The following is a 23,992-nucleotide window of genomic DNA, read 5'->3' on the forward strand; positions in this document are numbered from 1 at the left end:
GGATGTCTCCCGACCTGCGCGAGGCGACCGGCGAGCTGCGCGACCCGGCCATCGCCGGCGGTTACGTCGAGCCACCGGAACGGGTCGGCTTCTTCACCGACACCAGCGTCTGCATCGGCTGCAAGGCATGCGAGGTGGCCTGCAAGGAGTGGAACGCGATCCCGGAGGACGGGCTGAGCTTCACCGGCATGTCGTACGACAACACCGGCCAGCTCGACGCGAACAGCTGGCGGCACGTCGCCTTCGTCGAGCAGCCGCGCCGGCTCGGCCGGCAGGAGGCCCAGCTCGCCCCGGCCGAGGTCCCCGCCGCGCTGCGCCGGGCGGCCGGCGGCCGGACCGCCGTCTCGCTCGGCATGCCCGGCTCGGCACCGCCGGACGGGCACGTCGACGCCGTACCGGGGATGGATTTCCGCTGGCTGATGTCCTCCGACGTGTGCAAGCACTGCACCCATGCCGCCTGCCTGGACGTCTGCCCGACCGGCTCGCTCTTCCGCACCGAGTTCGGCACGGTGGTGGTGCAGCAGGACATCTGCAACGGCTGCGGCTACTGCGTACCGGCCTGCCCGTTCGGGGTGCTCGACGTGCGCGAGGACGACGGCCGGGTCTGGAAGTGCACCCTCTGCTACGACCGGCTCTCGGTCGGCCAGGAACCGGCCTGTGCCAAGAGCTGCCCCACCGACTCGATCCAGTTCGGCGAACTCTCCGAGCTGCGCGCCCGGGCCGCCGCCCGGGTCTCGGACCTGCACGACGCCGGGGTGGACAGCGCCCGGCTCTACGGCGCCGACCCGTACGACGGGGTCGGCGGGGCGGGCGCGTTCTTCCTGCTGCTCGACGAGCCCGAGGTGTACGGGCTGCCGCCCGACCCGGTCGTCACCACCCGGGACCTGCCGGCGATGTGGCGCCGGACCGCGCTGGTCGCCGCCGGGCTGTTGGCCGCCCTGATCGCCGTGTCACTTCCCGGAGCGCGCCGATGACCCGCACCGACGTACGCCTCGACACCGCGCCCGACCTGCCGGTGGAGCGGGACGCGCTGATCGGCTCCGCCGGCCGCCCGGGGCGGCGGCAGCGCGGCGAGCGGCTGATGGTGCCGAGGGCCGAGTTCCGGTCGTACTACGGCCGTCCGGTGCTCAAGCCGCCGACCTGGCAGGCGTCGGACATCGGCGGCTATCTCTTCCTCGGCGGGCTGGCCGGCGCCTCCTCGACCCTGGCCGCCGCGGCCGACCTCACCGGCCGGGCAGGGCTGGCCCGTGGTCTCAAGGCGGGTGCGGCGGTCGCGCTGGGCGGCTCGCTCTACTCCCTGGTGCACGACCTCGGCCGCCCGGAACGGTTCCTGCACATGCTCCGGGTGGTCAAGGTGACCTCGCCGATGAGCGTCGGCTCCTGGCTGCTCGCCGGGTACGGCCCGTTGGCGCTGCTCGCCGCCGGCAGCGCGGTCACCGGTCGGCTGCCCCGGCTCGGTCGGCTCGGTACGCTCGGCGCCGCCGCGCTGGGGCCGGCGGTCGCCTCGTACACCGCGACGCTCTTCTCGGACACCGCCGTGCCGGTCTGGCACGAGGGGTACCGGGAGTTGCCGGTGCTCTTCGCGGGCTCGGCGGCGGCCTCGGCCGGGGCGCTGGGTGTGCTCGCCGCTCCGGCAGCGGAGGCGGGACCGGCCCGCCGGGCGGCGGTCTTCGGCACCGCCGCCGAACTCGTGGCGGCGTACCGGATGGAGCGCCGGCTCGGCATGGTCGCCGAACCGATGCGGCAGGGCCTGGCCGGCGGGTTGCTGCGGGCCGGCAAGCTGCTCTGCACGGCGGGTGCGCTGACGGTGGCGGCCGGCGGCGGTGGGCGTGGCCGGGCGGTGACGGCGGCCGGCGCGGCGGCGCTGCTGGCCGGCTCGATCTGCCTCCGGTTCGGGATCTTTCAGGCGGGGATGGTCTCGGCCCGGGATCCGAAGTACACAGTGGAACCGCAGCGGGCGCGGCTGGCGGCCCGCACCGGCAGGCGGGGGCGGCGGTCGTGAGAGCCGTGGCCAGATTCCTGCCGTTCGCCGGCATCGTGCTCGGCACCTGCGCGGCGGCCATCCTCGCCGGGCGGCGGCGGACCGTCCCGGCGCGCCGGCCCACCCGCCGTCGCTGACCCGACGCCGGACCGGCCGCCGGGCTCGACATCCCGGTCAGGCACTCCCGGCGGCCGGGGCGTCGGTCTCCGGGGTGCCGGCGGCGGCCATCGCGAACAGTACGGTCCGGACGGCCCGGTAGAGGTCCTGCCGGCTCTGCTCGCTCCCCGGGGCCGGTGCGGTCAGCGAGCCGGCACCGACGAGGCGGTCGAAGAGCAGCCCGTCCACGCAGGCGACGAGGTGGTTGCCGCTCCGCTCCGGGTCTGCGGCTCCGGCCTGGCGCAGCAGCGCGCGGGCCTGGGTCCGGGAGGCGGTGCCGTACGACAGGATCTCCCGCAGTTCGGGGTGGTGGGTGGCCTCCAGCAGGCAGGCGTACCGGGCCAGGGTCCGGGTACGCCCGTCGGTCAGCCAGCGGTCGAGCAGGCCGGCTATCTGGCCGGCGAGCTGGTCGAGTTCCCGGGGTCCGAGCGGTCCGCCCCCGCCGAGCGATCCGGACCCGTCGGGCGGAACCGCCGGGCCGGTGGTCGCCGGTCCGGTGGTCGGCTCGGCGGTCAGCACCTCGGCGGGTACCTCGGTGGCTTCGAGGTCGGCGCGGTCGAGGTCGGCGAGGCGGCGTACGACGGCCTCGATGAGCGCCTTGCGGGTCCGGAAGTACGCCGAGGTGGAGCCGAGTGGGAGTCCGGCCCGGGCGTCCACCGCCCGGTGGGTCAGTCCCCGCATGCCCAGCTCTGCCACCAGCTCGATGGCGGCGTCGGTGATGACGGCGAACCGGTCCCGTCGTGCGGTCACCCGCTGCTCCCTCCCGATGGTTCTTCTACGCCTGTAGTATGGCGTTCTACAGCTGTAGAAGAACGGGTTCCGGAGGTGGACGCGATGGTGGATCGCACGGCAGTGGTGGTCGGCGCCGGGATCGGCGGGCTCTGCGCCGCGCTGGCGCTGCGCCGGCAGGGCTGGCAGGTGACCATCCTGGAGCGGGCACCCGAGTTCGGGGCGGTCGGCGCCGGCATCACCCTGATGTCCAACGCGCTGACCGGGCTGGCGGCGCTCGGCGTCGACGAGCAGATCCGGGCGGCCGGTCGGGTGGAGGCGTCGGGCGGCAGCCGTACCGCCGACGGCCGGTGGCTGTCCCGGATCGAGGCCGCCGACCTGGTCGACCAGCTCGGCACCGAGTCGCTGGGCATCCACCGGGCGACGCTGCACGAGATCCTCCGCGCCGCGCTGCCGGAGGGCACCGCCCTGGTCACCGGGGCCGAGGTGGTCGAGGTGGTCGCCGGACCGCCGGCCGAGGTCACCTATCTCGCCGGGGGCGGCCGGAAGACGATCCGGGCCGAGCTGCTGATCGGCGCGGACGGGCTGCGCAGCGCCGTACGCCGGCGGTTGTGGCCGGACGTGCCGCCGCCGGTCTACGTCGGCACCACCGCCTGGCGGGGCGTGACGGACGCGCCCTGGACCGGCGAGCTGCTGGTGGCGATCACCTGGGCGCCGGGTGCCGAGTTCGGGATGGTGCCGCTCGGCGACGGCCGGGTCTACTGGTTCGGCGCGGTGAACGCCCCGGAGGGGCGGCGCGAGGCGGACGAGTTCGGGGCGGTCCGGGAGCGCTTCGGGGCGTGGCACGCGCCCATCCCGGCGCTGTTGGACGCGACCAGCCCGCAGGGGGTGCTCCGCAACGACCTCTACCATCTCGGCACTCCGCTGGGCAGCTACGTGACGGGGGCCGTCGCGCTGCTCGGCGATGCCGCGCACGCGATGACGCCGAACCTGGGCCAGGGTGCCGCCCAGGCGATCGAGGACGCGGTGGTGCTCGGGCTGAGCCTGGCCGGCGGGACCGAGGTGCCGGCCGGGCTGGCCCGGTACGACGCCGAGCGCCGCCCGCGCAGCCAGCAGGTCGCCCGGGCCTCGTACCTGGTGGGCCGGTTCGGTCAGCAGCTGCGCAATCCGCTGGCGGTGGGATTACGCAACGTGATGATGCGGCTGACCCCACCCCGGATGGCGCTCCGCTCGATGGCCCGGTACGCCGACTGGCGACCCCCGGTCGAGACCCGTCCCTGAGCTGGGACGTCGCGGCCGCAATAGCAGAAAAAGCCCCGCATCCGGCGCGAGATGAATCGGCCATTCACCTACATTCACGCCACCACGTTGCTGTGATCCGTGCCCGAACGTCCTGATTAGCCGCATAATGCAACACAGACCGCCGGGGCATCCGTCCCAAAGCGGCTTAAAAAGGAGCGAAAGGCCCGATCGTGAAGCTCACTTTCATTCGTAAGACCGCACAGTCGCAGGTGAACAACTGCCCGTCGCTGTACCGCACAGACCGTGACACCTTCATCGTGCAGGGCTGGCGCGTCTCCGACCCGGAGGCGCTGGCCCAGCTCGACATCCCGGCGCACGAGACCGCGGTGGAGGTCCCGGCCGACGTACTGGCCGAGATCGCGAAGGCGCTGTAGCACCGCGACGACCCCGATAACGCAGCACCGGTTCACGAGGCCCGGCCGGCCGGACGTTCGCGGAGGTCGGCCAGGGTCACCGGGGTACGGGCCAGCAGCAGCCGTTCCAGCGCCGCGATCGTGCCCACCTCCCCGACCACGTCCACCCCGCCCACCTCGGCGCGATAGCGGTACGCCAGCCGGTAGAGGTATCTCCCGGCGATCCGCTCGACACTCACCTGCCATCGGCCGCAGCAGACGCACACCCAGCCCCGCATCCGGCGAAGATAGCTCTGACCTGCGAAAACACGTCACGCGCGGTGGTCGGTGCGAAACTTCTGCGCCCGATGGGGCCGATGGGACGACCGGTACCGGCGCGGGGCACCCCGGTACCGCGCCCATCTGGTTGACTTGGCCGGGTGGAGCTGCCGATCAACCCGCCGGTCGAGCCGATGCTGGCCAAGAGCGTGCCGACGATCCCCACCGGGCCGGGGATGAGCTACGAGCCGAAGTGGGACGGCTTCCGGTGCATCGTCTTCCGCGACGGTGACGAGGTCGAGCTGGCCAGCCGGGGCGGCAAGACGATGACCCGCTACTTCCCCGAGGTCGTCGCGCAGGCCCGGGCGCAGCTACCGACCCGCTGCGCGGTCGACGGCGAGCTGATCGTGATCCGTCGGGACGGCCCGGACGGCGGGCCCCGGCTCGACTTCGACCTGCTCAGCCAGCGCATCCACCCGGCCGCGTCCCGGGTCAACATGCTGGCCGAGACCACCCCGGCCGACCTGGTCGCCTTCGACCTGCTCGCCATCGACGACGAGTCGCTGGTCGACCTGCCCTACGAGCGGCGCCGGGCCCGCCTCGTCGAGGCGCTGCGCGGGGTCGTACCCCCGGTGCACGTCACCCAGACCACCACCGACCCGGAGACGGCGGCCCGGTGGTTCGAGATCTTCGAGGGGGCCGGGCTGGACGGGCTGGTCGCCAAGCCCGCCGACATCCCCTACGAGCCGGGCAAGCGGCTCATGTTCAAGGTCAAGCACACCCGGACCGCCGACGTGGTGGTCGCCGGGTTCCGCTGGCACAAGTCCGGCCCGGTGGTCGGCTCGCTGCTGCTCGGCCTGCACGACGAGGCGGGCACGCTGCACCACGTCGGCGTGTCGGCGTCGTTCAGCGCCGCCCGCCGGGCCGAGCTGCTCGACGAGCTGGCGCCCTACCGCGAGGGCGTCAAGGAGCACCCGTGGGTGCACGGCGACCACACCAGCGGGCAGCGCATCCCGGGTGGGCCGAGCCGGTGGTCCGGCACCAAGAGCCTGGAGTGGGAGCCGCTCCGCCCGGAGCTGGTGGCCGAGGTCGGCTACGACGCGATGGAGGGCGACAGGTTCCGGCACACCGCCCGGTTCGTCCGCTGGCGGCCCGACCGGGAGCCGGCCTCCTGCGGGTACGACCAACTCGACCGCCCGATCCGGTTCGACGTCGACCAGGTGCTCCGCGGCGACCCGCTCGCCTCCGGCGCGTAGCCTGACGGTCGATACGATCACGGAGGATCTCTCTTGGCCCGCTCGCACCTTCGCCGACTGCCCCTGGCCGGTCTCCTGGCCGTCGTGATGCTCGTCGCCGGCTGCACCATCCCGATGTTCCGGCCCGACGACGGCAGCGAGCGCGGTGGCCCGGCGGCCCCGTCGGGCGGCGCGGGCGCCGCCGACTGGAAGCCCTGTCCGGAGGTACCCCGCAAGCTGGTCGGCCGGGGCGCGGCCAACATGCGGTACGACTGCGCCACCATCTCCGTACCCGCGGACTGGAGCGCGGCCGGCGTTACCGGCGGGGGCGGCGACAAGCTGGAGATCTCGCTGCTGCGGATCCGGTCGGCGAAGCAGCAGGACCGGATCGGTTCGCTCCTGGTCAACCCGGGCGGGCCCGGCGGCTCCGGCATCGACTCGGCGGTCTACCTGTCGTTCGGGGCCAGCTTCGGCGGGCTGCCCGACGAGGTGACCCGGCGGTTCGACATCATCGGCTTCGACCCCCGGGGCGTGAGCCGCTCCTCGCCGGTCAAGTGCGTCTCCGACACCGACCTGGACAGCGCCTTCGGCTTCGAGCCGGATCCGGCGAGCCAGGCGGAGTTCGACGAGTTGGTGGCGTTGAACCGGAGGATCGGGGACACCTGCGGCGGCAAGTACGGCGAGCGGCTGCGGCTCTACTCGACCGAGCAGGCCGCGCACGACATGGACGCGATCCGGACCGCCGTCGGCGACGAGAAGCTGAGCTACCTCGGCTACTCCTACGGCACCCTGCTCGGTGCGACGTACGCCCAGCTCTTCCCGCGCAACGTCCGGGCGCTGGTGCTCGACGGCGCGGTCGACCCGAAGCAGGACATCGTGGCCGGCTCGGAGAGCCAGGCCAAGGGCTTCGAGCGGGCCTTCACCAACTTCACCAACTGGTGCGGGGAGAACCCGGGCCGGTGCCCGATCGCCGCCGACGCCCGGGGTGCGGTGACGGATGCGATGGAGAAGGCCCGGGTCTCCCCGGTACGCGGCGAGGGCGGCCGGGAGGCCACCGCCGGCTGGATCTTCTACGCGGTGATCTCCTCGCTCTACACGGAGGCGGGCTGGCAGAAGCTCGCCGCCGCGATCGACTCGCTCGCCGACGGGGACCCGAAGGAGGTCTTCGAACTCGCCGACTCGTACGCCGAGCGGGGCGAGGACGGCAGTTACACCAACCTCTTCGACGCCAACCTCTCGGTGAACTGCGCCGACGAGGAGCGCAAGGTCGGCGTCGACCGGATCCGGTCGTTGCAGTCGGAGTGGCGCAGGAAATACCCGCTCTTCGGCGCACCGCTGGCGGTGGGCATGCTGAGCTGCGAGTTCTGGCCCGGCCAGCGGGACCCGTACCCGACCGGCCCGGCGACCGGTGCCCCGCCGATCGTGGTCGTCGGCACCACCGGCGACCCGGCCACGCCCTACGAGCAGACGCCGAAGCTGGCCGAGATGCTCGACGTCGGCGTGGTGCTGACCTGGCAGGGCGAGGGGCACACGGCCTATCCGCAGACCCGCTGCATCAACGACGCCGTCGACGACTACCTGATCGACCTCAGGCCGCCGAGCGCCGGCACCACCTGCCCGGCGCGCTGACCCGCCCCGTCGGCCGGGCGGGTCGTCAGGGCCGGGTGGTGGCCGTGACCAGCCAGATGCCGCCGCGCAGCCGTACGCCCGCCGGGGTCTCGTACTCGCGCAGTGCCGACCGTACCTCGTCGCGAACCCGCTCGACGGTGGCCGGAGCGACCCCGGCGAGGTTGTGCCGGACGGGGCCGGTGGAGAAGTAGAACTCGACCGCGTCGCTGGCGTCCCGGCCCCAGACCACGGGCACCGGCACCGGCGCGACCGACACGTCGACGAATCCGGCCGCGCCGAGGACCTCGCGGATCCGGTCCGGATCGGTGAGGGAGCCCATCCCGCGCGCGGCCGGCGAGGGCTCGCGCATCAGCGGACCGAGGGCCGCGAACGCCCGCGCGTGGTCGCCGGTCGAACCCGCCGGTTGCGGGCCGGCGAAGACGAGCCGGCCGCCCGCCCGCAGTGCCCGGCCGAGGTTGGCGAACGCGGCGACGTGATCGTCGAAGAACATCACCCCGCCCCGGCTGATCACCACGTCGTAGCCACTGGTGGGAAAGGGGTACACCTGCGCGTCACCCTGGGTGAAGGTGACGTTGCCGAGGCCCTCCTCGGCGGCGGCGGCCCGGGCCCGCGCCAGCATCGGGACCGAGATGTCGACTCCGAGCACCGTTCCGGAGGTGGCCTGGCGGGCTGCCTGACGGGTGAGCTGACCCGTACCGCAGCCCACGTCGAGCACGCGGTCCCGGTCGCCGATCCCGGCCGCCGCGAGCAGCGGAGCGTTGATCCCCTCGGCCATCGTGTCGTACCGCTCGGCCTGCTCGGCCCAGTGCCGGCCCTCGTGGCCGTTCCACGCCTCGGACTGCTGGATGTTGACGATCGCCCGCATCTTGCCTCCTCCGTTCCACTAGAGTCTGACTCTAGAGTTGGACTCTAGATATAAGCTACAGCGGTGACCGAGGTCAAGGGCAAACGCGCCGACCGGGCCAGAGAGACCCGACGGAAGATCGTCGAGGCCGCCCGCGGGCTGTTCATCGAACACGGGTACGGCGCGACGGCCCTCCAGGACATCGCCGACCGGGCAGGGGTCGCGGTGCAGACCATTTACTTCACGTTCGGCAACAAGCGGAACGTGTTGAAGGAACTGGGCGACGTCACGATCGCGGGCGACGACGAACCGACCGCGACGATGGACCGGCCCTGGTTCCGCCGGGCCATCGCCGCCGACACCGTCGACGGCCAACTCCGGGAACTCGTCCCGGGAGCGCGCGGAATCCTCGAACGGATCGCCCCGATCACCGAGGTGCTGCGGACGGCCGCGACGATCGAGCCGGAGATCGCCGAACTCTGGGGACGCGGAACCGACCCCCGGTTCACCGTGTACGCCACCGCCGCCGAGGCGCTGGTGGCCAAGCCGGACGCCCGCGCCGGACTGTCGGCCGGGGAGGCCGCAGACATACTGTTCGGCCTACTGAGTCCCGAGTTGTATCTCGTCCTCGTCCGGGACCGTGGCTGGTCACCCCAGCGATGGGAACGTTGGGTGTCCGAGACACTGCGCACCCAGTTGATCGCCGGCGGGACGTGACGACACGGCTGCCGCCCCGGCGGTCGCAGCCGGCATTGATCGCATTCTATGTGCCACGCTGGCGGGCATGAGTGAGCTGATCTTCCGACCGGCACGTCGGGCGGACGTACCCGCGATCGTGGCGATGCTGCGCGACGACGAGGTGTCGGCGGGCCGGGAACCGGCGGAGCCGATCGGCGAGGAGGTCGACGCCGCCTACTGGGCCGGCTTCGAGGCGGTCGACGCCGACCCGCGCAACGAGCTGATCGTCGCCGAACTCGACGGCGAACCGGTCGGCACCATGCAACTCACCTTCATCCCCGGGGTGAGCCGGCGCGGCGCCGAACGGATGCAGATCGAGGCGGTCCGGGTCCGACGCGACCTGCGGGACAGGGGAATCGGCCGTCGGATGATGCACTGGGCGGTGGACCAGGCCCGGGAACGCGGCTGCCGGCTGGTCCAGTTGACCACCGACAAGCGGCGTACCGAAGCGCACCGGTTCTATGCCGCACTGGGCTTCGAAGCCAGTCACGAAGGCATGAAACTGCCACTCTGACCCTGCGGCGCGGGGTGGTGCGCGGTCGCCCCGTGACCAGCGGATCGGGCCACGGGGCGACCGACAGCGTCAGCGGACGGGACGCTCCGAGTTGACCCGAGCGATCCGATCCCGTACCTGCTCGCGCAGCTCGGGCAGGCTCTCGGCGGAGAGCGCTGCGGAGCGGTCGAGCTTGCGGTTGTCCCGCTTCACCGGGCCGGCGACCGGATAGACCTCGTTCTCACCCGGCAGCGGCACCCCCGGGCAGGTGGCGTCGGACGGGCGCGAGTTGCGCAGCAGGAAGACGTTGACCATTCCGTCGACGCACGGGTTGCCGTCGAGGGCGTACTGCCCGTGGAAGGTGGCGTCGTCGATCGAGACCATGCTGACGCCGGGAGCCGCCCGGACCGCCGCCCGCGCCTGCTCGTAACCGGTCTGCGGGTCGAACTCGGCCTGCACGACCAGGATCTTCGAGGCGACCGACGCGGGGAGGTTCGGCAGGGTCTGCCGGGGTGCGTCCGACCAGAAGCCGCACGGTTCGGAGAGCCCGTACGCCCAGCCGAAGAGCGGGTAGCGGGGGCCCTGCCGGTCGCTGAGCTTCCGGTACCAGGTGGCGGAGCGGGTGGGCTGGTCGCCGCAGGCGACGGAAACCCGGGTACCGGGGAACGTCACGTAGTCCTCGGGGACCTCGGCCGCGATCCGCCGTACCGTCAGCTCGGCCAGCGGCACGCCGTACTCCGTCCGGGCCAGCGCGTCCAGCTCGGACCGCAGGGCGTCCGGCAACCCGGTCTCGGGGGTCTCGCCGTTCATCTCCTGCGCCACGACCGTGAAGACCAGGGTCGCGAGGAGCCATTGCAGCTGGCCGCCCATGCCGACGAAAATGGCGTCGTAGTTGTCACCGGCGATGCCCAGAGTCTTGGCGTACTCCCGGGCCGCCTCCCAGGTCTGCGCCGCCTCGGCCGGAGTGTCGCCGACGATCTCGGGAAACTGCCGGGCTGCCCAGGGCAGGTAGACGTCGTCGAGCTGCCGCTGCCCGATCATCGGGAACGCCTCGAAGGCCGCCTGGAGCCGGCCCTCCCAGTTGACGCTGGAGTCGAGCACCATCTTGCCGGCGCTGGCCGGGAAGAGCGAGGCGTACTTCGCGCCCAGCCAGGTGCCGTAGGAGTAGCCGAGGTAGTTGAGCGTGGAGTCACCCAGCAGTTGCCGGATGAGTTCCATGTCGTACGCGGTCTGCCAGGTGGTGATGAACGGCGTCAGCGCCTTGCTCTGGCACGCCTCGGCGATGGCCCGGGGCGCCTTCTGGTGCTCGGCGATGCTCTCCGGTGACCGGTCCCGGGCGTCCAGGTCGGTCCGGGTCGACAGCCGGCCGATCGGGATCTCGCAGACCAGTCCGAGCTGGTCGGGAGCGGTGCCGCCCTCGTGGCCGGTGCCGCGCGGGTCCATGCCGATGAAGTCGTACCGCTCGTTCACGGCCGGTTGGAGCGCGGCCAGGGCCCCGGCCAGGGAGCTGCCCTGGCCCCCCGGGCCGCCCGGGTTGAGCAGGATGGCGCCCAGGCGCTCACCGGTGGCCTTGGTCCGGCTGATCGAGACCGACAGGTCGACACCGGCGTCGGGGTCCGCCCAGTCGCGGGGGACGGTGACCAGGGCACATTCCATCGGGCGGGCCTGCTCCGGTGGCGTGAACAGGCAGGCACCCCAGCTGAGTTCCTGGTCGAGATAGCGGTCGAACGGGCTGGCGGCCTGGGCCACTACCGGGGTCGCGACCAGCGCGAGGACCAGGGTCGCCGGTGTCACCACACTTCTGACGATGCGGCGCACGGTACTCCCTCCAGTAGGAAATCGGATGAAGGGAGCGTAGCTGGTGGTTTCCGGGCCGGTGACCACCATTGGGGTGAACTCGCGCCTGCCGGCCTCATCCCTGCGGCGGACCCCGCAAGGCGGAGTCGCCCTACCCGGCGACTCTGGCGAATGCAATACCGTCGCTTTGCTCGATCATGGAGCTCCGTTGCTCAGTCGTTTCCCATCGCGTCGACCCCGGCGATTCGGTGTTTACAGCTCAATCACCACCTCATAGGGTCGGCAGTCCAACGAGGACGGTCTCGCGTGCCGGCGGATCGGAACTGCGCCGATATCCCCAATCGAGAGTGAGCGATCGTGGGCAGCATGTCTGAGTTCCTGATCACTGAACTGCGGATCTTGCGAACGTCGCGTGGCCTGAGTCAGGAAGACTTCGGAAAAGCGATCAAGTATTCCGGGAGCCACGTCTCGTCCGTGGAGACCGGCCAACGCCCGCCCACCGAGGAATACCTCGAAGCGGTCGACCGAGTATTCGAAACCGGCGGCCTCTTCACCCGAATGCTGGCAAAGATCCATGTACTGGAGAGCGTGCACATCTGGTTCCGGCCATGGATCGAGGTGGAGCGAGATGCTCTCGTCCTGAAGACCTACAACCCGCTGGTGATTCCCGGGCTGCTCCAGACCGAAGCCTACGCGCGGGCGCTGCTCGCCGCCGGAGGACTGACCTCTACACAGCTTGAGCAGCAGGTGCAGGCTCGGATCGACCGCCAGCAAGTGCTCAACGCGGAGAATCCGCCGACGTTCATCGCGGTGCTCGACGCGACCGTGCTCCACCGGAGCATCGGCGGGCCCCAGGTGATGCGGGAACAACTCGACCACCTGGTGGCGATGGCCGAGCGCCCGAACGTGTACATCCACGTCGTGGCGAACAACGCAGGGGCGTACCTTGGACTGGCCGGCCCGTTCACGATCGCGACGTTGACGGACAGTCGGGAACTGGCCTACCTGGACAACCAACTCCAGGGGGTCGTCGCCGAACGACCCGGCGACATCCTGATCATCCGGGACGCGTGGGAGAACGTGCGCGGCATGGCGCTACCCCTCCAGCAGTCCATCGAGATGATCAGGAAAGTGGCGGAGACATGGACGTGACGGACGCCCGCTGGCGCAAGTCGACCCGCTCAGGCCCCAACGGCGGCGACTGCGTCGAGGTGGCCGACGACCTGCCGGGTCGGGTGCTGGTCCGGGACAGCAAGGACCGGTCCGGGCCGGTGCTGGCGTTCGGTCCCGGCGCGTGGCGGTCCTTTGTGACCAAGGTGACCCGGGACTGATCCGGCGGGAGAGGTTCCGGCATCGCCCTCAGGCGGCTGGGACCTCTTCCGTCATCACCCGCCGCTCGGTGACCGCGATGTAGTCGACCAGGGCGTCCCGGGACCGGGCGAGCGTGTCGATGCGTTCGTCCAGCCCGTGCAGGCGGGCGCGCAGCATCTCCAGGAGTTCGGGGCAGGGCTCCAGGTCGGGGGCCGAGCCGGTGGCGCAGGGCAGCAGGAATCGGATCTCCTGTGTGGAGAGTCCGGCTTCCAGCAGTCTCCTGATCTGGGTCACGGTGACCACGTCGTCGGCGCCGTACTCGCGGTAGCCGCCGCTCCCCCGCGCCGGTTCGAGCAGGCCCTGTGCCTCGTAGTAACGCAACTGGTGGGTGTTGACCCCGGTCTGCCGACTCAGCTCCCCGATCAGCATGTGGCCCACGCCTCCTTGACCTTCATACCGGTGTGAAGGTTCACGATTCTGCCATGACCACCAACACGACTCCGGTGACCGTCGTCGGCCTGGGCCTGATGGGTCGGGCGCTGGCCGGAACATTCCTGCGCAACGGGCACCCCACGACCGTGTGGAACCGGACGGCAGACAAGGCCGCAGAACTCGTCGCCGAGGGCGCCCGGCTCGCCGACTCCCCCGCCGACGCGGTCGCGGCCAGCCCGCTCGTACTCGTCTGCGTCTCGAACTACGACGCCGTACACGAACTCCTCGACCCGCTCGGCGACGCCCTCGACGGTCGGGTCCTGGTGAACCTGACCTCGGGCACCTCGGCGGCGGCCCGGGAGACCGCCGACCGGATGGCCCGGCGGGGCGCCGGCTATCTCGACGGGGCGATCATGGCTGTTCCGCCGGCCATCGGCACGGCGGAGGCCACCCTGTTGTACAGCGGACCCCGGGCGACCTTCGACCAGCACGAGTCGACCCTGCGACTGCTCGGCGCCGGGACGACATACCTGGGTGCCGACCACGGCCTCTCCGCGCTCTACGACGTGGCACTGCTCGGCGTGATGTGGAGCGTGCTGAACGGTTTCCTCTCCGGTGCCGCCCTGGTCGGCACGGCGGGGGTGGACGCCTCGACCTTCGCCGGGATCGCCGGCCCGCTGGCCGGGACCGTACGCGACTGGCTGCCCGACCTGGCCCGGCAGGTCGACAACGGCGACTACCAGGTCCGGGACGCGACCATCGACACCCACCTCGCCGCGATGGAGCACCTGGTGCAGGAGAGCGAGTCCCTGGGCGTCAATGCCGACCTCCCGAAGGTCGTCAAGGCGCTGACCGACCGCGCCGTCGCCGACGGGTACGGCGGCAGCGACTACGCGGCGATGATGGAGCAGTTCCGCAAGCCCTCCGAGGTCCGGCCGTAACCGCCGTCCCGGCCCCGGCATCCGCTCACTCCTTGCGGTCGCGGTCCCGGGACGGCTGGACCCGCTTCGGCTCCCCCGGCATCTTCGGATGGTCCGGCGGATAGGGCAGGTCTCCGGAGCCGTCCCGGTCGTCCCGGTCGGCCCACTCCAGCAGCGGGCTGATGTCCCACGGGGCGTCGTCGATGCCGGCGTGCGGGTCGCCGATCTTCGCCACCCGCTCCGGCACCGTCTTCAGGTCGAAGTCGTCCGGTTCCACGTCCGGCAGCTCGTCCCAGGTGACCGGGGTGGAGACGGTGGCCCGGGCGTTGGCCCGCAGCGAGTAGGCGCAGGCGATCGTCCGGTCCCGGGCCATCTGGTTGTAGTCGATGAAGACCTTCTCGCCGCGCTGCTCCTTCCACCAGGAGGTGGTGACCAGGTCGGGGCGGCGCCGCTCCACCTCGCGGGCGAACGCGATCACCGCCCGCCGTACCTCGGTGAAGGTCCAGCGGGGCTCGATCCGCAGATAGACGTGCACGCCCCGGCCGCCGGAGGTCTTCGGCCAACCGGTCGCGCCCAGCTCGTCCAGGAGTCCGTGCACCTCGCCGGCCGCCTCGACCGCGTCGGCGAAGTCGGTGCCCGGCTGCGGGTCGAGGTCGATGCGCAGCTCGTCGGGGCGGTCGACGTCGACGCCCCGGACCGGCCACGGGTGGAAGACCACGGTGCCCATCTGGGCCGCCCAGGCCACGTGCGCCAGGTCGGCCGGGCAGAGTTCGTCGGCGCTCCGGCCACTCGGAAACTGGATCTTCGCGGTCTGGATCCACGGCGGTACGCCCCGGGCCGGCACCCGCTTCTGATAGAACATCTCCCCCTCGATGCCCTCGGGGAAGCGCTGCAACGCCGTCGGCCGGTTGCCCAGCGCCCGCATGATCCCGTCGCCGACCGCGAGGTAGTAGTCGAACATGTCCTTCTTGGTGAACCCGCGACGGGGGAAGTAGACCCGGTCCGGGCTGCTCAGCCGTACCGTGTGCCCGGCCACCTCGACCTCGACGGGCTTCGCCTTCGCGCTGCCACCAGCCATGCGCCGACCCTATGCCAACGGTCCGACGAAGGTGACCCGACACGGAGACGCCGACGGCCGGCGCGGCCGGTCAGCACAGGGGGCCGCTCAGCGTAGCGGGCGCGCCTCCGGCTTCTGGCTGCCGTGCCGGTGCGCCTCCCAGACCTGGCAGATCAGCACGAGCTTCTGCTCGAACCGGGGATCCCGGTCCAGCAGGCCACCGTCGTACGGGGCGTGCAGCCGCAGCGGCGCGGCGTCGCCGAGATAGACCGCGACGACGGTACGCCCCCGGCGGCGCTCCGCCCGGACGTCGACCACCCGCTGCCAGGCCACGAACGCGTACGCCCCGTACCCCCGGCCCCGCAGGCCCGTCTCGTCCAGCCGGCTCCGGGCCCGGAGCCGGTCGAGCCCGCCACAGAGCACGCCGAGCGGCAGCGGGGCCAGCACGGCGACCCAGGCCAGTTCGGAGAGCTGGCGGTGCCCGGGCAGCGTACCGGCGATCACGATCAGCGCACCGCTGCCGAGACCGCCCCAGCGCAGCCCCCGGACCACCGCCTGCCGCCAGGTCAGCCGGAACTCGGCCAGCACCGGCCGGTGCTCGCGTCGCCGTCTCTGCCCGCCCGGCCTGGTGGCCGCCCGCATGTCCTGTCAACGACTCGGCCGCCGGGCGGTGATTAACCAGTTGTTTCCCGCTGTTTTCCGACGGTTCCGCCGGCCTTAGCCGGCCGAGGATCTCCGCCGTACCGTAGGGGTATGGCTGACAACAGTGTCCGGGACGACCGGGAGAACAGGCTGCCCAGTACCGAGGAGGAGTGGCGGGTCCGGCTCAGTCCGGAGGAGTTCCGGGTGCTCCGCCAGGCGGGCACGGAACGCCCGTGGACCGGCGAGTACGTGGAGACCAAGACCGCCGGCACCTACCACTGCCGGGCCTGCGGGGCGGAACTCTTCTCCAGCGACACCAAGTTCGACTCGCACTGCGGCTGGCCGAGCTTCGACCGGGCGCTGCCCGGCGCCATCCGCTATCTGGAGGACCGCTCGCTCGGCATGGTCCGGATCGAGGTGCGCTGCGCCAACTGTGACTCGCACCTCGGGCACCGGTTCGACGGTGAGGGCTTCACCCCGACGAACGCCCGGTACTGCATCAACTCGATCTCGATGCGCCTCGACCCCTCGACCACGTAGTATCACCGCAAAAGCGGTGAAACGGGGGAATCAGACATGGCGACGACCTGCGAGGTCTGCGGCAACGACTACTGGCTCGCGTTCGAGGTCCGCACGATGAGCGGGGACGTGCACACCTTTGACTCGTTCGAGTGCGCGGCGCACAAGCTCGCCCCGGTCTGCGAGCACTGCGGCATCCGGATCATGGGGCACGGCGTCGAGGTCTCCGGCCGGTTCTTCTGCTGCGGGCACTGCGCGCGGGTGGTCGAGGGCGAGCGCGGAGCGGAGATCCGGGACGCCGTCGGCGCCCGCCCGGCCTGAACCGCCATCCACCGGGTCCTTACGCCGCGGGTCCTTACGCCGTCGGGCCGCCCCGGCGGCGGCCCCCGGCGGGACCGGCCTACCATCGCGGCATGCAGCAGCAGTCGCAGACACCACCGCTGGTGGCGGACCCCTCGGACCGGGTCCAGTTCCGGATCGCCTCCTTCACCGACCTCGACACCCGGACCCTGCACGACCTGCTGAAGCTGCGGGTCGACGTCTTCGTGGTCGAGCAGGACTGCGCCTATCCCGAACTCGACGGCCGGGACGTCGAGCCGGGCACCCGGCACCTGTGGCTGGCCCGGGGTGGCGTACCGATCGCGTACCTGCGACTGCTCGTCGACCCGGACGGGGTGGAGCGGATCGGCCGGGTGGTGGTGGCCCGGCAGGCCCGCAGCGGCGGGTACGCCGGCCGGCTGATGACCGAGGCGCTGGCCATGGTCGGCTCCCGGTCGTGCGTGCTCGACGCCCAGGCGCACCTGCTCGACTTCTACGCCCGCTTCGGCTTCACGGTGAGCGGTCCCGAGTACATCGAGGACGGCATCCCGCACGTGCCGATGCGCCGGGAGCCGGCCTGACCCCCGGCGCCGTACCGTCCACAGTGGTCGGGCCGGTGACGACCGCTACGGCAGCGCGTTGACCAGATCGCCGATGCTCCGTCGCCGGCCGGTGTAGAACGGCACCTCCTCGCGGACGTGCCGGCGGGCCCGGGAGGCGCGCAGGTCGCGCATCAGGTCGACGATCCGGTGCAGTTCGTCGGCCTCGAAGGCGAGCAGCCACTCGTAGTCGCCGAGCGCGAACGAGGCGACGGTGTTGGCCCGGACGTCCGGATAGCCGCGGGCCATCCTGCCGTGCTCGGCCAGCATCTCCCGGCGCTCGGCGTCCGGCAGCAGATACCACTCGTAGGAGCGGACGAACGGGTAGACGCAGATGTAGCCCCGGGCCGGCTCACCGGCCAGGAACGCCGGTACGTGGCTCTTGTTGAACTCCGCCGGCCGGTGCAGCGCCATCTGCGACCAGACCGGCACCAGCTGCCGGCCGAGCGCGGTACGCCGCAGCCGCCCGTACGCGTCCTGGAGCGCGTCGCTGGACGACGAGTGCCACCAGATCAGCACGTCCGCGTCGGCCCGCAGCCCGGAGACGTCGTAGCTGCCCCGCACCACCACGTCCTTGCCGGCCAGCTCCTCGAAGAGCGACTCGACCTCGGCCGCGATGCCGTCCCGGGCCTCGGGCAGTGGGCCGCTCGCCCGGAACACCGACCACATGGTGTAGCGAATGCTCTCGTTCAGCTCGCGCAGCCGTGCCGCGTTGGTCTGCTCCGCCTCGGCCCGCTCCGCGCCACCGCTCTGTTCCGCAGTCATACCCTCGATACTCCCAGCACCTTGATGATCTCCTCGGCCGCGGTCTCGCCGGAGCGTACGCAGACCGGAATCCCCACCCCGTCGTAGCCGGCGCCGGCCAGCGCCAGGGTCGGGTGCGCGGTCCGCAGCGCCGCCCGGGCCGCGGCCACCCGGTCCAGGTGGCCGGGGGCGTACTGGGGCAGCGCGCCGCCCCACCGTTGCACGTGGCTGTCGACCGGGTCGGGCAGTTCGGTGCCGAGCAGCCCGGACAGCTCCCGGTGCACCGCCGAGACGAGTTCGTCGTCGGCGCGTTGCAGCAGGTGTTCCTCGCCGTGCCGGCCGACCGAGGCGCGCAGCAGCAGCATCCCGTCCGGCCGGCGCAGGTGCGCCCACTTGCTGCTGAAGAAGGTGGCCGCCTTGACCAGGGTGCCCTCGGTCGCCGGCACCAGGAACCCGGACAGCTCCGCCGGCAGTACCGCCTCGGCGGGCAGGGCGAGGGTGACCAGCCCCACGCTGGCGTAGTCGAGCCGGCCGACCAGCGCGCCGACCGCCACGTCGACCCCGCCGAGCAGCCGGGCGGCGGGCCGGGCCGGCAGGGCCAGCACCACCGCGTCGACCTCGACCAGTTCCGGGTCGCGGGTCGGGCCGATCACCAACCGCCAGCCGTCCGGGACGGGCAGCAGCTCCCGGACGGCCGCGTTCAGCCTGATCCCGGCCCGGGCCGCCTCGGCGGTGGCGGCCACCAGCCGGCTCACCCCGCCGGTGACCGTGCTGAAGACCGGGCTGCCGGCCGGTCGGGGCGCCGCGGCCAGCGCCGCCCGGACCGCCCCGGTCAGGGTCGGCTCGGTGCGGGCCGCCCGGGCCAGCCCCGGCATCGTGGCCGCCAGCGACAACTCGTCGGCGCGGCCGGCGTACACCCCGCCGAGCATCGGGTCGACGAGCCGGTCCACCACCTCGTCGCCGAGCCGCCGCCGGACCAGCTCGCCGACCGTCGGGTCGGCGTCCGGGCCGAGCAGCGGGCCGCCGTCGTCGGTGTCCCGCTCCGCCGCCGGCCGGGCCACCGGAGCCACCGCGGCCAGGTCACCGGGTACCCCGACCAGGGTGCCCGGGGGCATCGGCCGCAGCTCGCCGCCGATCGCCAGCGCGGCCCGCCCGATCGCCGGGTGCACCAGCGCGTCGGCCAGCCCCACCCGGCGGGCCAGCGCGACCGCCGCCGAGTCCCCGCCGGCCGGGTCACGGGCCAGGAACGCCTCGGCGCCGAACTCGACCGTCGATCCGGCCAGCGACCCGGTACGCAGCTTGCCGCCGAGCGCGCCGGACTGCTCGTACACGGTGATCTCGGTGTCGGCGGGGAGCCGGTCCCGCAGCCGGAGCGCGGCGGCCAGCCCGGTGATCCCGCCGCCGACCACGGCGATCCGCGGCCCGCCGGACCGTGTCGTGTCGTTCACCGTGCCCGCCTCCCGGTCAGCTCGCGGACGCCTCGTGGACCAGGGCGACGACCCGGGTCAGTACGTCGGGATCGGTCTCCGGCAGCACGCCGTGCCCGAGGTTGAAGACGTGCCCGGCGGTGGCGGCGCCCTCGCCGAGCACCCGGCGCACCTCCGCCTCCACCACCGGCCAGGGCGCGAAGAGCACGGCCGGGTCCAGGTTGCCCTGCACCGCCAGGTCCGGCCCGATCCGCACCGTCGCCGCGTCCAGCGGGGTACGCCAGTCCACCCCGACCACGTCCGCGCCGGCCTCGCCCATCGCGCCGAGGAGTTCGGCGGTGCCGACCCCGAAGTGGATCCGCGGCACGCCCGCGTCGGCGAGCCCGCCCAGCACCGTCGTCGAGTGCGGCAGCACGAACCGGCGGTAGTCGGCCTCGGAGAGCGCCCCGGCCCAGGAGTCGAAGAGCTGCACCGCCGAGACGCCGGCGCCGATCTGCACCCTCAGGAAGGCGAGGGTGATCTCGGCCAGCCGGCCCAGCAGCGCGTGCCAGACGTCCGGGGCGCCGTGCATCAGCGCCTTGGTGCGTACGTGGTTGCGCGACGGCCCGCCCTCGACGAGATAGCTGGCCAGGGTGAAGGGCGCACCGGCGAAGCCGATCAGCGGGGTGTCGCCGAGTTCGGCGACGAGCAGCCGGACCGCCTCGTCCACAAAGGACACGTCCGACGGGTCGATGGCCCGGATCCGCTCGACGTCGGCGAGGGTGCGTACCGGTTCGGCCACCACCGGACCGGTGCCCGGCACGATGTCCAGGTCCACCCCGGCGGCCGCGACCGGCACCACGATGTCGCTGAACAGGATCGCCGCGTCCACGCCGTGCCGGCGTACCGGCTGGAGGGTGATCTCGGTGACCAGCTCGGGCCGACGGCACGACTCCAGCATCGGGATCCCGGCCCGCACCTCGCGGTATTCCGGCAGCGAACGCCCGGCCTGCCGCATGAACCAGACCGGGGTGTGCGGCACCGGCTCCCGCCGACAGGCCCGGACGAAGGGCGAATCGGCCGGGCCACCGGGCGCCGGCTGGTCGTCTCGGGCCGCATTGCCCGCAGTCGTGGTGCTCATCGGCGCAATCGTGCCACGCGCCCCGATACCGCCGACGCGCACCGCCGGGTTTTGTGGCCTGCCAGACGTACCCCGGCGGGCCAGGCACCGGGCGGACCGGCCGGGCCGACCGGCGCGGCGCCCCACCACGGTGCCGACGATCGGCTTAGGCTGCGGATATGGCCTCCCCGATCGTCCAGCCCGAGACCTTCGCCCGTGCGGTGGCCGGGTTGCGGTCGGCGGCGCCGCGCGCGGAGATCGTACTCGAGGAGGTGGGCGCCCCCCAGCGGCTCGCCCCGTACGCCTTCGCACTGGCCGCCACCGTGCGGCGCGACGGCGAGGAGGTGGCCACCGGCCGGCTCATCCTGCTGCACGACCCGGCCGGACACGAGGGCTGGGAAGGGACACTGCGCCTGGTCACCTACGTCACCGCCGACCTGGAGATCGACCTCGCCGCCGACCCGCTGCTCCCCGCCGTCGGCTGGACCTGGCTCACCGACGCGCTGGAGGCGCGGGACGCGGCCTACCGGGCGCTCGGCGGGACGGTGACCCAGACCATGTCGACCCGGTTCGGTGAGCTGGCCGGCCCGCCGGCTGCCGGTGACATCGAGATCCGCGCCTCCTGGACCCCGGTCGACGACGACCTGCGGGCACACCTGCTCGCCTGGTGCACGCTGCTGGCCTCCACCGCCGGGCTGCCGCCGCCCGGTGTCACCGCACTGCCGCACTCCCGGCCGGCCGGCGCCGCCTGAGCGGTCGCAACTTCCGCCGAACCTCGTACGCCCCAACCGCTTCGGCAGTCCCAGGCGTCCCGGAGCCGACTCGCCGGACCGGCTGCGCGACGGCGAATCTCGGCGAAGACTAGGGTTGTCAGGTGACCGACGAACCACCCCTGCGCCGTCGGGCCGCGCAACGCCGAGCAGGGGACGAGCCGCACAGCCTTCCGGCGTCCGCGCCGGATCCCGAGACAGTGGGGCCCGACCCAACGCCCGGCGGGCCCGTACCGCTTCTCACCCCTCGCGACGGCACCCCTGCCCCGGTCGAGACATCCGACGGCCTGGCCGCCGTGGTGTCCCGATTCGCGGCCGGCACCGGCCCGGTCGCCGTCGACGCCGAGCGCGCCTCCGGCTACCGCTACAGCCAGCGCGCCTACCTCGTCCAGCTCCGGCGGGCGGGGGCCGGCACCGCGCTGATCGACCCACTGCCGCTCGGCGACCTGAGCACCCTCGACGAGGCGATCGCGGACGCCGAGTGGGTGCTGCACGCCGCCAGTCAGGATCTCGCCTGCCTCGCCGACCTCGGGCTCCGGCCGAGACGCCTCTTCGACACCGAGCTGGCCGCCCGGCTCGCCGGCTTCGAACGGGTCGGCCTGGCCGCGCTGACCGAGCAACTGCTCGGCTTCACCCTGGAGAAGCACCACTCGGCGGCGGACTGGTCCAGCCGGCCGCTGCCGGAGTCCTGGCTGACCTACGCCGCGCTGGACGTGGAGATGCTCACCGAGCTGCGGGACAAGCTCGCGGCCGAGCTGGAGCGGCAGGGCAAGGCGCAGTGGGCGGCCGAGGAGTTCGCCGCGCTGGTGGCCTGGGGCGCCCAGCCGGCCCGGCAGCGGCCGGACCCGTGGCGGCGGACCTCCGGCATCCACCGGGTGCGCGGGGCGCGGGCGCAGGCCCGGGTGCGGTCGCTCTGGTACGCCCGGGACGAGATCGCCGCCCGCCGCGACTCGGCACCCGGGCGGGTGCTGCCCGACGCCGCGATCATCGCCGCCGCCGAGATGGACCCGAAGGACGAGCGGACCCTGCTGATGCTGCCCGGCTTCGGCGGCCGCTCGGTACGCCGGCTCGTCCGGACCTGGCTGGACGCCCTCGCCGACGCCCGGCAACTGCCCGACGACGCGCTGCCGGTGAGCCCGACGGTCGACGGGCCGCCCCCGCCGCACCGCTGGGCCGAACGGGACCCCGTGGCGGCGGCCCGGCTGGCCCGGTGCCGTGAGGTGGTGACCCGGATCGCCGCGGCGCACACCCTGCCGCCGGAGAACCTGATCACCCCCGACTCGGTCCGCCGGCTGGCCTGGATTCCGCCGGAGGAGATCACCGCAGACACGGTCGCCGAGACCCTGCGCGGGTACGGCGCCCGGGGCTGGCAGGTCGGCCTGATCGCCGAGGAGCTGGCAGTGGCACTGGCCGAGCCGAAGACCTGACCCGTCCCGCTCCGGCCCGTCGGCGGCACAGCTCTTCGGCGGGCGGGAGCGGCGGTCAGCGGCCGGCGGAGTGGTGCAGGTGCAGGGCGGGTCGGCGGATGCCGAGCAGTTCGTCCCGGATCCGGCACCACTGCACGGCGTGCCGGATGCCGTCGGCGACGGAATACTCCGGCTTCCAGTCGAGCAGCAGCCGGGAGCGGGTGCTCCGGGTGAACGAGCCGGCCGCGTCGCCGGGGCGGGGCGGGGCGTCGCGGGTGCGTACCGGCCCGACCGCCTCGGTGAAGGCGGCGACGAGTTCCCGGACGGTGGTGCCGTCCCCGGTGCCGAGGTTGACCGCCTCCACCGACCGGTCGCCGCCGGCCGGCAGGATCTCGTCGAACCGGCGCAGCGCGCAGACGTGTGCCCGGGCCAGGTCCCAGACGTGGATGTAGTCGCGGATGCCCGAGCCGTCCCGGGTGGGCCACTCGGTACCGGTGATCAGGAACTCCCCGCCGTCGGTCCAGGCGTCGATCAGTTTGCCCAGCGCGTGCGTCGGCCGGGGCACCTGGAGGCCGGTACGCAGTCGTGGATCGGCACCGATCGGGTTGAAGTAGCGCAGCGAGAGCGCCCGCAGCCCGGTGGCCTCTGCGGTGTCCGCGAGCACGGTCTCCATCATCGCCTTGGTCCGGGCGTACGGGCTGGCGGGCCCGAGCGGTGAACTCTCGTCGACCGAGAGGTCGGCGCCGGTGCGGTAGATCGCCGCCGAGGAGCTGAAGACGTAGCGGGTGATCCCGTTGCGGATCACGTGGTCGAGGAAGTCGAGCGACTTGGCGACGTTCTCCCGGTAGTAGCGCAGTGGCTCGCTGACCGACTCCGGCACCACGATCAGCGCCGCCGCGTGCACCACCGCGCCGATCTCCGGATGCTCGGCGAAGATCCGGTCCACCAGCCCGCCGTCGGAGATGTCGCCCCGGTAGAAGGTCCGTCCCCGGGTGAACTCGATCCGACCGGTGCAGAGGCTGTCCAGGATCACCGGCTCGATGCCCTCGTCGAGGCAGGCCGACGCGATGGTGCTGCCGATGAAGCCGGCACCACCGGCGACCAGCACCTTCACCCGGACTCCTGGCTGTTTCGGAAGTTTTCTCACTATTGCTCGGTGTTTAGCCGTCAATAGCGGGATTACGGGGCATCCAGCCGGACGATATGTGGTCCGAGCCACACGGGGGGCGCAAA

The 23,992-nt window shown here is 72.6% G+C and carries 27 protein-coding genes; 16 read left to right on the forward strand and 11 right to left on the reverse strand.

The features are described from left to right. The first annotated feature begins 2 nt into the window (after window positions 1-2). Together V1634_RS06570 and nrfD are read left to right on the forward strand one after the other, a co-directional pair. Complete coding sequence (locus V1634_RS06570) at window positions 3-974, forward strand: 4Fe-4S dicluster domain-containing protein (protein WP_331206846.1); 972 nt, start codon at window positions 3-5, stop codon at window positions 972-974. Then, window positions 971-2,002, forward strand: coding sequence for an NrfD/PsrC family molybdoenzyme membrane anchor subunit (gene nrfD / locus V1634_RS06575; RefSeq protein WP_331206847.1), 1,032 nt, complete (start codon window positions 971-973; stop codon window positions 2,000-2,002). The genes V1634_RS06570 and nrfD overlap by 4 nt, the downstream gene beginning before the upstream one ends. A 153-nt stretch (window positions 2,003-2,155) precedes the next feature. Here the strand turns inward: nrfD and V1634_RS06580 are convergent, their stop codons facing one another. Then, window positions 2,156-2,887: a TetR/AcrR family transcriptional regulator gene (locus tag V1634_RS06580; RefSeq protein ID WP_331206848.1), complete on the reverse strand. Its 732-nt coding sequence runs from the start codon at window positions 2,885-2,887 to the stop codon at window positions 2,156-2,158. An 84-nt stretch (window positions 2,888-2,971) separates the two neighbouring features. Here V1634_RS06580 and V1634_RS06585 point away from each other — a divergent pair, with 84 nt between their 5' ends. After that, the gene (locus tag V1634_RS06585; RefSeq protein WP_331206849.1) at window positions 2,972-4,147 is read left to right on the forward strand and encodes an FAD-dependent oxidoreductase; all 1,176 of its coding nucleotides are present in this window, start codon (window positions 2,972-2,974) and stop codon (window positions 4,145-4,147) included. A gap of 191 nt (window positions 4,148-4,338) precedes the next feature. Then, the gene (locus V1634_RS06590; RefSeq protein WP_101370542.1) at window positions 4,339-4,542 is read left to right on the forward strand and encodes a hypothetical protein; all 204 of its coding nucleotides are present in this window, start codon (window positions 4,339-4,341) and stop codon (window positions 4,540-4,542) included. Window positions 4,543-4,574: 32 nt separating this feature from the next. On the opposite strand, the gene V1634_RS06595 is transcribed toward V1634_RS06590, so the two are convergent. Then, entirely contained in the window at window positions 4,575-4,799 is a 225-nt protein-coding gene (locus tag V1634_RS06595; protein WP_331206850.1) for a hypothetical protein, read from the reverse strand. Window positions 4,800-4,940: 141 nt separating this feature from the next. On the opposite strand from V1634_RS06595, the gene V1634_RS06600 reads away from it, so the two are divergent. Together V1634_RS06600 and V1634_RS06605 are read left to right on the forward strand one after the other, a co-directional pair. Beyond that, window positions 4,941-6,035 carry an ATP-dependent DNA ligase gene (locus V1634_RS06600; protein WP_331206851.1) on the forward strand — a complete coding sequence of 365 codons (1,095 nt, stop codon included), beginning with the start codon at window positions 4,941-4,943 and terminating at the stop codon, window positions 6,033-6,035. Window positions 6,036-6,068: 33 nt separating this feature from the next. Then, on the forward strand, window positions 6,069-7,643 hold the full coding sequence (locus V1634_RS06605) for an alpha/beta hydrolase (RefSeq protein ID WP_407951729.1): 1,575 nt from the start codon (window positions 6,069-6,071) through the stop codon (window positions 7,641-7,643). 25 nt (window positions 7,644-7,668) lie between these two features. Here V1634_RS06605 and V1634_RS06610 read toward each other — a convergent pair whose 3' ends face one another. Then, the gene (locus V1634_RS06610) at window positions 7,669-8,508 is read right to left on the reverse strand and encodes a class I SAM-dependent methyltransferase (RefSeq protein WP_331206852.1); all 840 of its coding nucleotides are present in this window, start codon (window positions 8,506-8,508) and stop codon (window positions 7,669-7,671) included. A gap of 63 nt (window positions 8,509-8,571) precedes the next feature. Here V1634_RS06610 and V1634_RS06615 point away from each other — a divergent pair, with 63 nt between their 5' ends. Further along, window positions 8,572-9,204 carry a TetR/AcrR family transcriptional regulator gene (locus tag V1634_RS06615; protein WP_331206853.1) on the forward strand — a complete coding sequence of 211 codons (633 nt, stop codon included), beginning with the start codon at window positions 8,572-8,574 and terminating at the stop codon, window positions 9,202-9,204. Window positions 9,205-9,271: 67 nt separating this feature from the next. Next, a complete protein-coding gene (locus tag V1634_RS06620; RefSeq protein WP_331206854.1) occupies window positions 9,272-9,739 on the forward strand; it encodes a GNAT family N-acetyltransferase in 468 nt (155 codons plus the stop codon). A gap of 69 nt (window positions 9,740-9,808) precedes the next feature. On the opposite strand, the gene V1634_RS06625 is transcribed toward V1634_RS06620, so the two are convergent. Next, entirely contained in the window at window positions 9,809-11,536 is a 1,728-nt protein-coding gene (locus V1634_RS06625) for an alpha/beta hydrolase (protein WP_331206855.1), read from the reverse strand. Between the two features lie 345 nt (window positions 11,537-11,881). On the opposite strand from V1634_RS06625, the gene V1634_RS06630 reads away from it, so the two are divergent. Together V1634_RS06630 and V1634_RS06635 are read left to right on the forward strand one after the other, a co-directional pair. Further along, a complete protein-coding gene (locus tag V1634_RS06630) occupies window positions 11,882-12,667 on the forward strand; it encodes a helix-turn-helix domain-containing protein (RefSeq protein ID WP_331206856.1) in 786 nt (261 codons plus the stop codon). Then, a complete protein-coding gene (locus V1634_RS06635) occupies window positions 12,658-12,846 on the forward strand; it encodes a DUF397 domain-containing protein (protein ID WP_331206857.1) in 189 nt (62 codons plus the stop codon). Before V1634_RS06630 ends, V1634_RS06635 begins: the two co-directional genes overlap by 10 nt. Window positions 12,847-12,874: 28 nt before the next feature. On the opposite strand, the gene V1634_RS06640 is transcribed toward V1634_RS06635, so the two are convergent. Further along, complete coding sequence (locus V1634_RS06640) at window positions 12,875-13,255, reverse strand: MerR family transcriptional regulator (protein ID WP_331206858.1); 381 nt, start codon at window positions 13,253-13,255, stop codon at window positions 12,875-12,877. 53 nt (window positions 13,256-13,308) lie between these two features. On the opposite strand from V1634_RS06640, the gene V1634_RS06645 reads away from it, so the two are divergent. Further along, window positions 13,309-14,199, forward strand: coding sequence for an NAD(P)-dependent oxidoreductase (locus V1634_RS06645; protein WP_331206859.1), 891 nt, complete (start codon window positions 13,309-13,311; stop codon window positions 14,197-14,199). 25 nt (window positions 14,200-14,224) lie between these two features. Here the strand turns inward: V1634_RS06645 and ligD are convergent, their stop codons facing one another. Both ligD and V1634_RS06655 read right to left on the reverse strand, forming a co-directional pair. Then, complete coding sequence (ligD, locus tag V1634_RS06650) at window positions 14,225-15,256, reverse strand: non-homologous end-joining DNA ligase (protein ID WP_331206860.1); 1,032 nt, start codon at window positions 15,254-15,256, stop codon at window positions 14,225-14,227. An 87-nt stretch (window positions 15,257-15,343) separates the two neighbouring features. Beyond that, window positions 15,344-15,823 (reverse strand): hypothetical protein, encoded by a 480-nt coding sequence (locus V1634_RS06655; RefSeq protein ID WP_331206861.1) that lies wholly within the window; start codon window positions 15,821-15,823, stop codon window positions 15,344-15,346. 165 nt (window positions 15,824-15,988) lie between these two features. On the opposite strand from V1634_RS06655, the gene msrB reads away from it, so the two are divergent. From msrB to V1634_RS06670, 3 genes are all read left to right on the forward strand, one after another. Further along, window positions 15,989-16,417 carry a peptide-methionine (R)-S-oxide reductase MsrB gene (gene msrB, locus V1634_RS06660; RefSeq protein WP_107258666.1) on the forward strand — a complete coding sequence of 143 codons (429 nt, stop codon included), beginning with the start codon at window positions 15,989-15,991 and terminating at the stop codon, window positions 16,415-16,417. A gap of 36 nt (window positions 16,418-16,453) precedes the next feature. After that, on the forward strand, window positions 16,454-16,717 hold the full coding sequence (locus V1634_RS06665; protein WP_107258665.1) for a Prokaryotic metallothionein: 264 nt from the start codon (window positions 16,454-16,456) through the stop codon (window positions 16,715-16,717). A gap of 92 nt (window positions 16,718-16,809) precedes the next feature. Continuing rightward, window positions 16,810-17,295, forward strand: a complete 486-nt coding sequence (locus tag V1634_RS06670) for a GNAT family N-acetyltransferase (RefSeq protein WP_331206862.1) — start codon at window positions 16,810-16,812, stop codon at window positions 17,293-17,295. Window positions 17,296-17,340: 45 nt separating this feature from the next. Here the strand turns inward: V1634_RS06670 and hemQ are convergent, their stop codons facing one another. Genes hemQ through hemE form a run of 3 tightly spaced genes read right to left on the reverse strand, consistent with a single transcriptional unit; the run spans window position 17,341 to window position 20,604 of the window. Beyond that, entirely contained in the window at window positions 17,341-18,078 is a 738-nt protein-coding gene (gene hemQ / locus V1634_RS06675) for a hydrogen peroxide-dependent heme synthase (RefSeq protein WP_331206863.1), read from the reverse strand. Further along, window positions 18,075-19,505: a protoporphyrinogen oxidase gene (hemG, locus tag V1634_RS06680; protein ID WP_331206864.1), complete on the reverse strand. Its 1,431-nt coding sequence runs from the start codon at window positions 19,503-19,505 to the stop codon at window positions 18,075-18,077. The genes hemQ and hemG overlap by 4 nt, the downstream gene beginning before the upstream one ends. A gap of 16 nt (window positions 19,506-19,521) precedes the next feature. After that, window positions 19,522-20,604 carry a uroporphyrinogen decarboxylase gene (hemE, locus tag V1634_RS06685; RefSeq protein ID WP_331206865.1) on the reverse strand — a complete coding sequence of 361 codons (1,083 nt, stop codon included), beginning with the start codon at window positions 20,602-20,604 and terminating at the stop codon, window positions 19,522-19,524. A gap of 158 nt (window positions 20,605-20,762) precedes the next feature. Between hemE and V1634_RS06690 the strand changes: the two genes are divergently transcribed. Together V1634_RS06690 and V1634_RS06695 are read left to right on the forward strand one after the other, a co-directional pair. Continuing rightward, entirely contained in the window at window positions 20,763-21,335 is a 573-nt protein-coding gene (locus V1634_RS06690) for a DUF3000 domain-containing protein (RefSeq protein ID WP_331206866.1), read from the forward strand. A 122-nt stretch (window positions 21,336-21,457) separates the two neighbouring features. Beyond that, entirely contained in the window at window positions 21,458-22,780 is a 1,323-nt protein-coding gene (locus tag V1634_RS06695) for a ribonuclease D (protein ID WP_331206867.1), read from the forward strand. Window positions 22,781-22,835: 55 nt separating this feature from the next. On the opposite strand, the gene galE is transcribed toward V1634_RS06695, so the two are convergent. Continuing rightward, a complete protein-coding gene (galE, locus tag V1634_RS06700) occupies window positions 22,836-23,873 on the reverse strand; it encodes a UDP-glucose 4-epimerase GalE (RefSeq protein WP_331206868.1) in 1,038 nt (345 codons plus the stop codon). Window positions 23,874-23,992 lie beyond the last annotated feature (119 nt).

This window comes from Plantactinospora veratri (assembly GCF_036421995.1).
GTDB classification, from domain to species: Bacteria; Actinomycetota; Actinomycetes; order Mycobacteriales; family Micromonosporaceae; genus Plantactinospora; species Plantactinospora veratri.

What these genes read in the sequence shown, in the direction of transcription:
- msrB (WP_107258666.1), top strand. Translation starts at nt 15,989, where the DNA reads ATGGCTGACAACAGTGTCCGGGACGACCGGGAGAACAGGCTGCCCAGT.
- V1634_RS06585 (WP_331206849.1), top strand. Translation starts at nt 2,972, where the DNA reads ATGGTGGATCGCACGGCAGTGGTGGTCGGCGCCGGGATCGGCGGGCTC.
- V1634_RS06690 (WP_331206866.1), top strand. Translation starts at nt 20,763, where the DNA reads ATGGCCTCCCCGATCGTCCAGCCCGAGACCTTCGCCCGTGCGGTGGCC.
- V1634_RS06645 (WP_331206859.1), top strand. Translation starts at nt 13,309, where the DNA reads ATGACCACCAACACGACTCCGGTGACCGTCGTCGGCCTGGGCCTGATG.
- V1634_RS06665 (WP_107258665.1), top strand. Translation starts at nt 16,454, where the DNA reads ATGGCGACGACCTGCGAGGTCTGCGGCAACGACTACTGGCTCGCGTTC.
- V1634_RS06570 (WP_331206846.1), top strand. Translation starts at nt 3, where the DNA reads ATGTCTCCCGACCTGCGCGAGGCGACCGGCGAGCTGCGCGACCCGGCC.
- V1634_RS06635 (WP_331206857.1), top strand. Translation starts at nt 12,658, where the DNA reads ATGGACGTGACGGACGCCCGCTGGCGCAAGTCGACCCGCTCAGGCCCC.
- hemQ (WP_331206863.1), bottom strand. Translation starts at nt 18,078, where the DNA reads ATGACTGCGGAACAGAGCGGTGGCGCGGAGCGGGCCGAGGCGGAGCAG.
- ligD (WP_331206860.1), bottom strand. Translation starts at nt 15,256, where the DNA reads ATGGCTGGTGGCAGCGCGAAGGCGAAGCCCGTCGAGGTCGAGGTGGCC.
- V1634_RS06670 (WP_331206862.1), top strand. Translation starts at nt 16,810, where the DNA reads ATGCAGCAGCAGTCGCAGACACCACCGCTGGTGGCGGACCCCTCGGAC.
- nrfD (WP_331206847.1), top strand. Translation starts at nt 971, where the DNA reads ATGACCCGCACCGACGTACGCCTCGACACCGCGCCCGACCTGCCGGTG.
- V1634_RS06640 (WP_331206858.1), bottom strand. Translation starts at nt 13,255, where the DNA reads ATGCTGATCGGGGAGCTGAGTCGGCAGACCGGGGTCAACACCCACCAG.
- V1634_RS06610 (WP_331206852.1), bottom strand. Translation starts at nt 8,508, where the DNA reads ATGCGGGCGATCGTCAACATCCAGCAGTCCGAGGCGTGGAACGGCCAC.
- V1634_RS06595 (WP_331206850.1), bottom strand. Translation starts at nt 4,799, where the DNA reads ATGCGGGGCTGGGTGTGCGTCTGCTGCGGCCGATGGCAGGTGAGTGTC.
- V1634_RS06630 (WP_331206856.1), top strand. Translation starts at nt 11,882, where the DNA reads ATGTCTGAGTTCCTGATCACTGAACTGCGGATCTTGCGAACGTCGCGT.
- V1634_RS06620 (WP_331206854.1), top strand. Translation starts at nt 9,272, where the DNA reads ATGAGTGAGCTGATCTTCCGACCGGCACGTCGGGCGGACGTACCCGCG.
- hemE (WP_331206865.1), bottom strand. Translation starts at nt 20,604, where the DNA reads ATGAGCACCACGACTGCGGGCAATGCGGCCCGAGACGACCAGCCGGCG.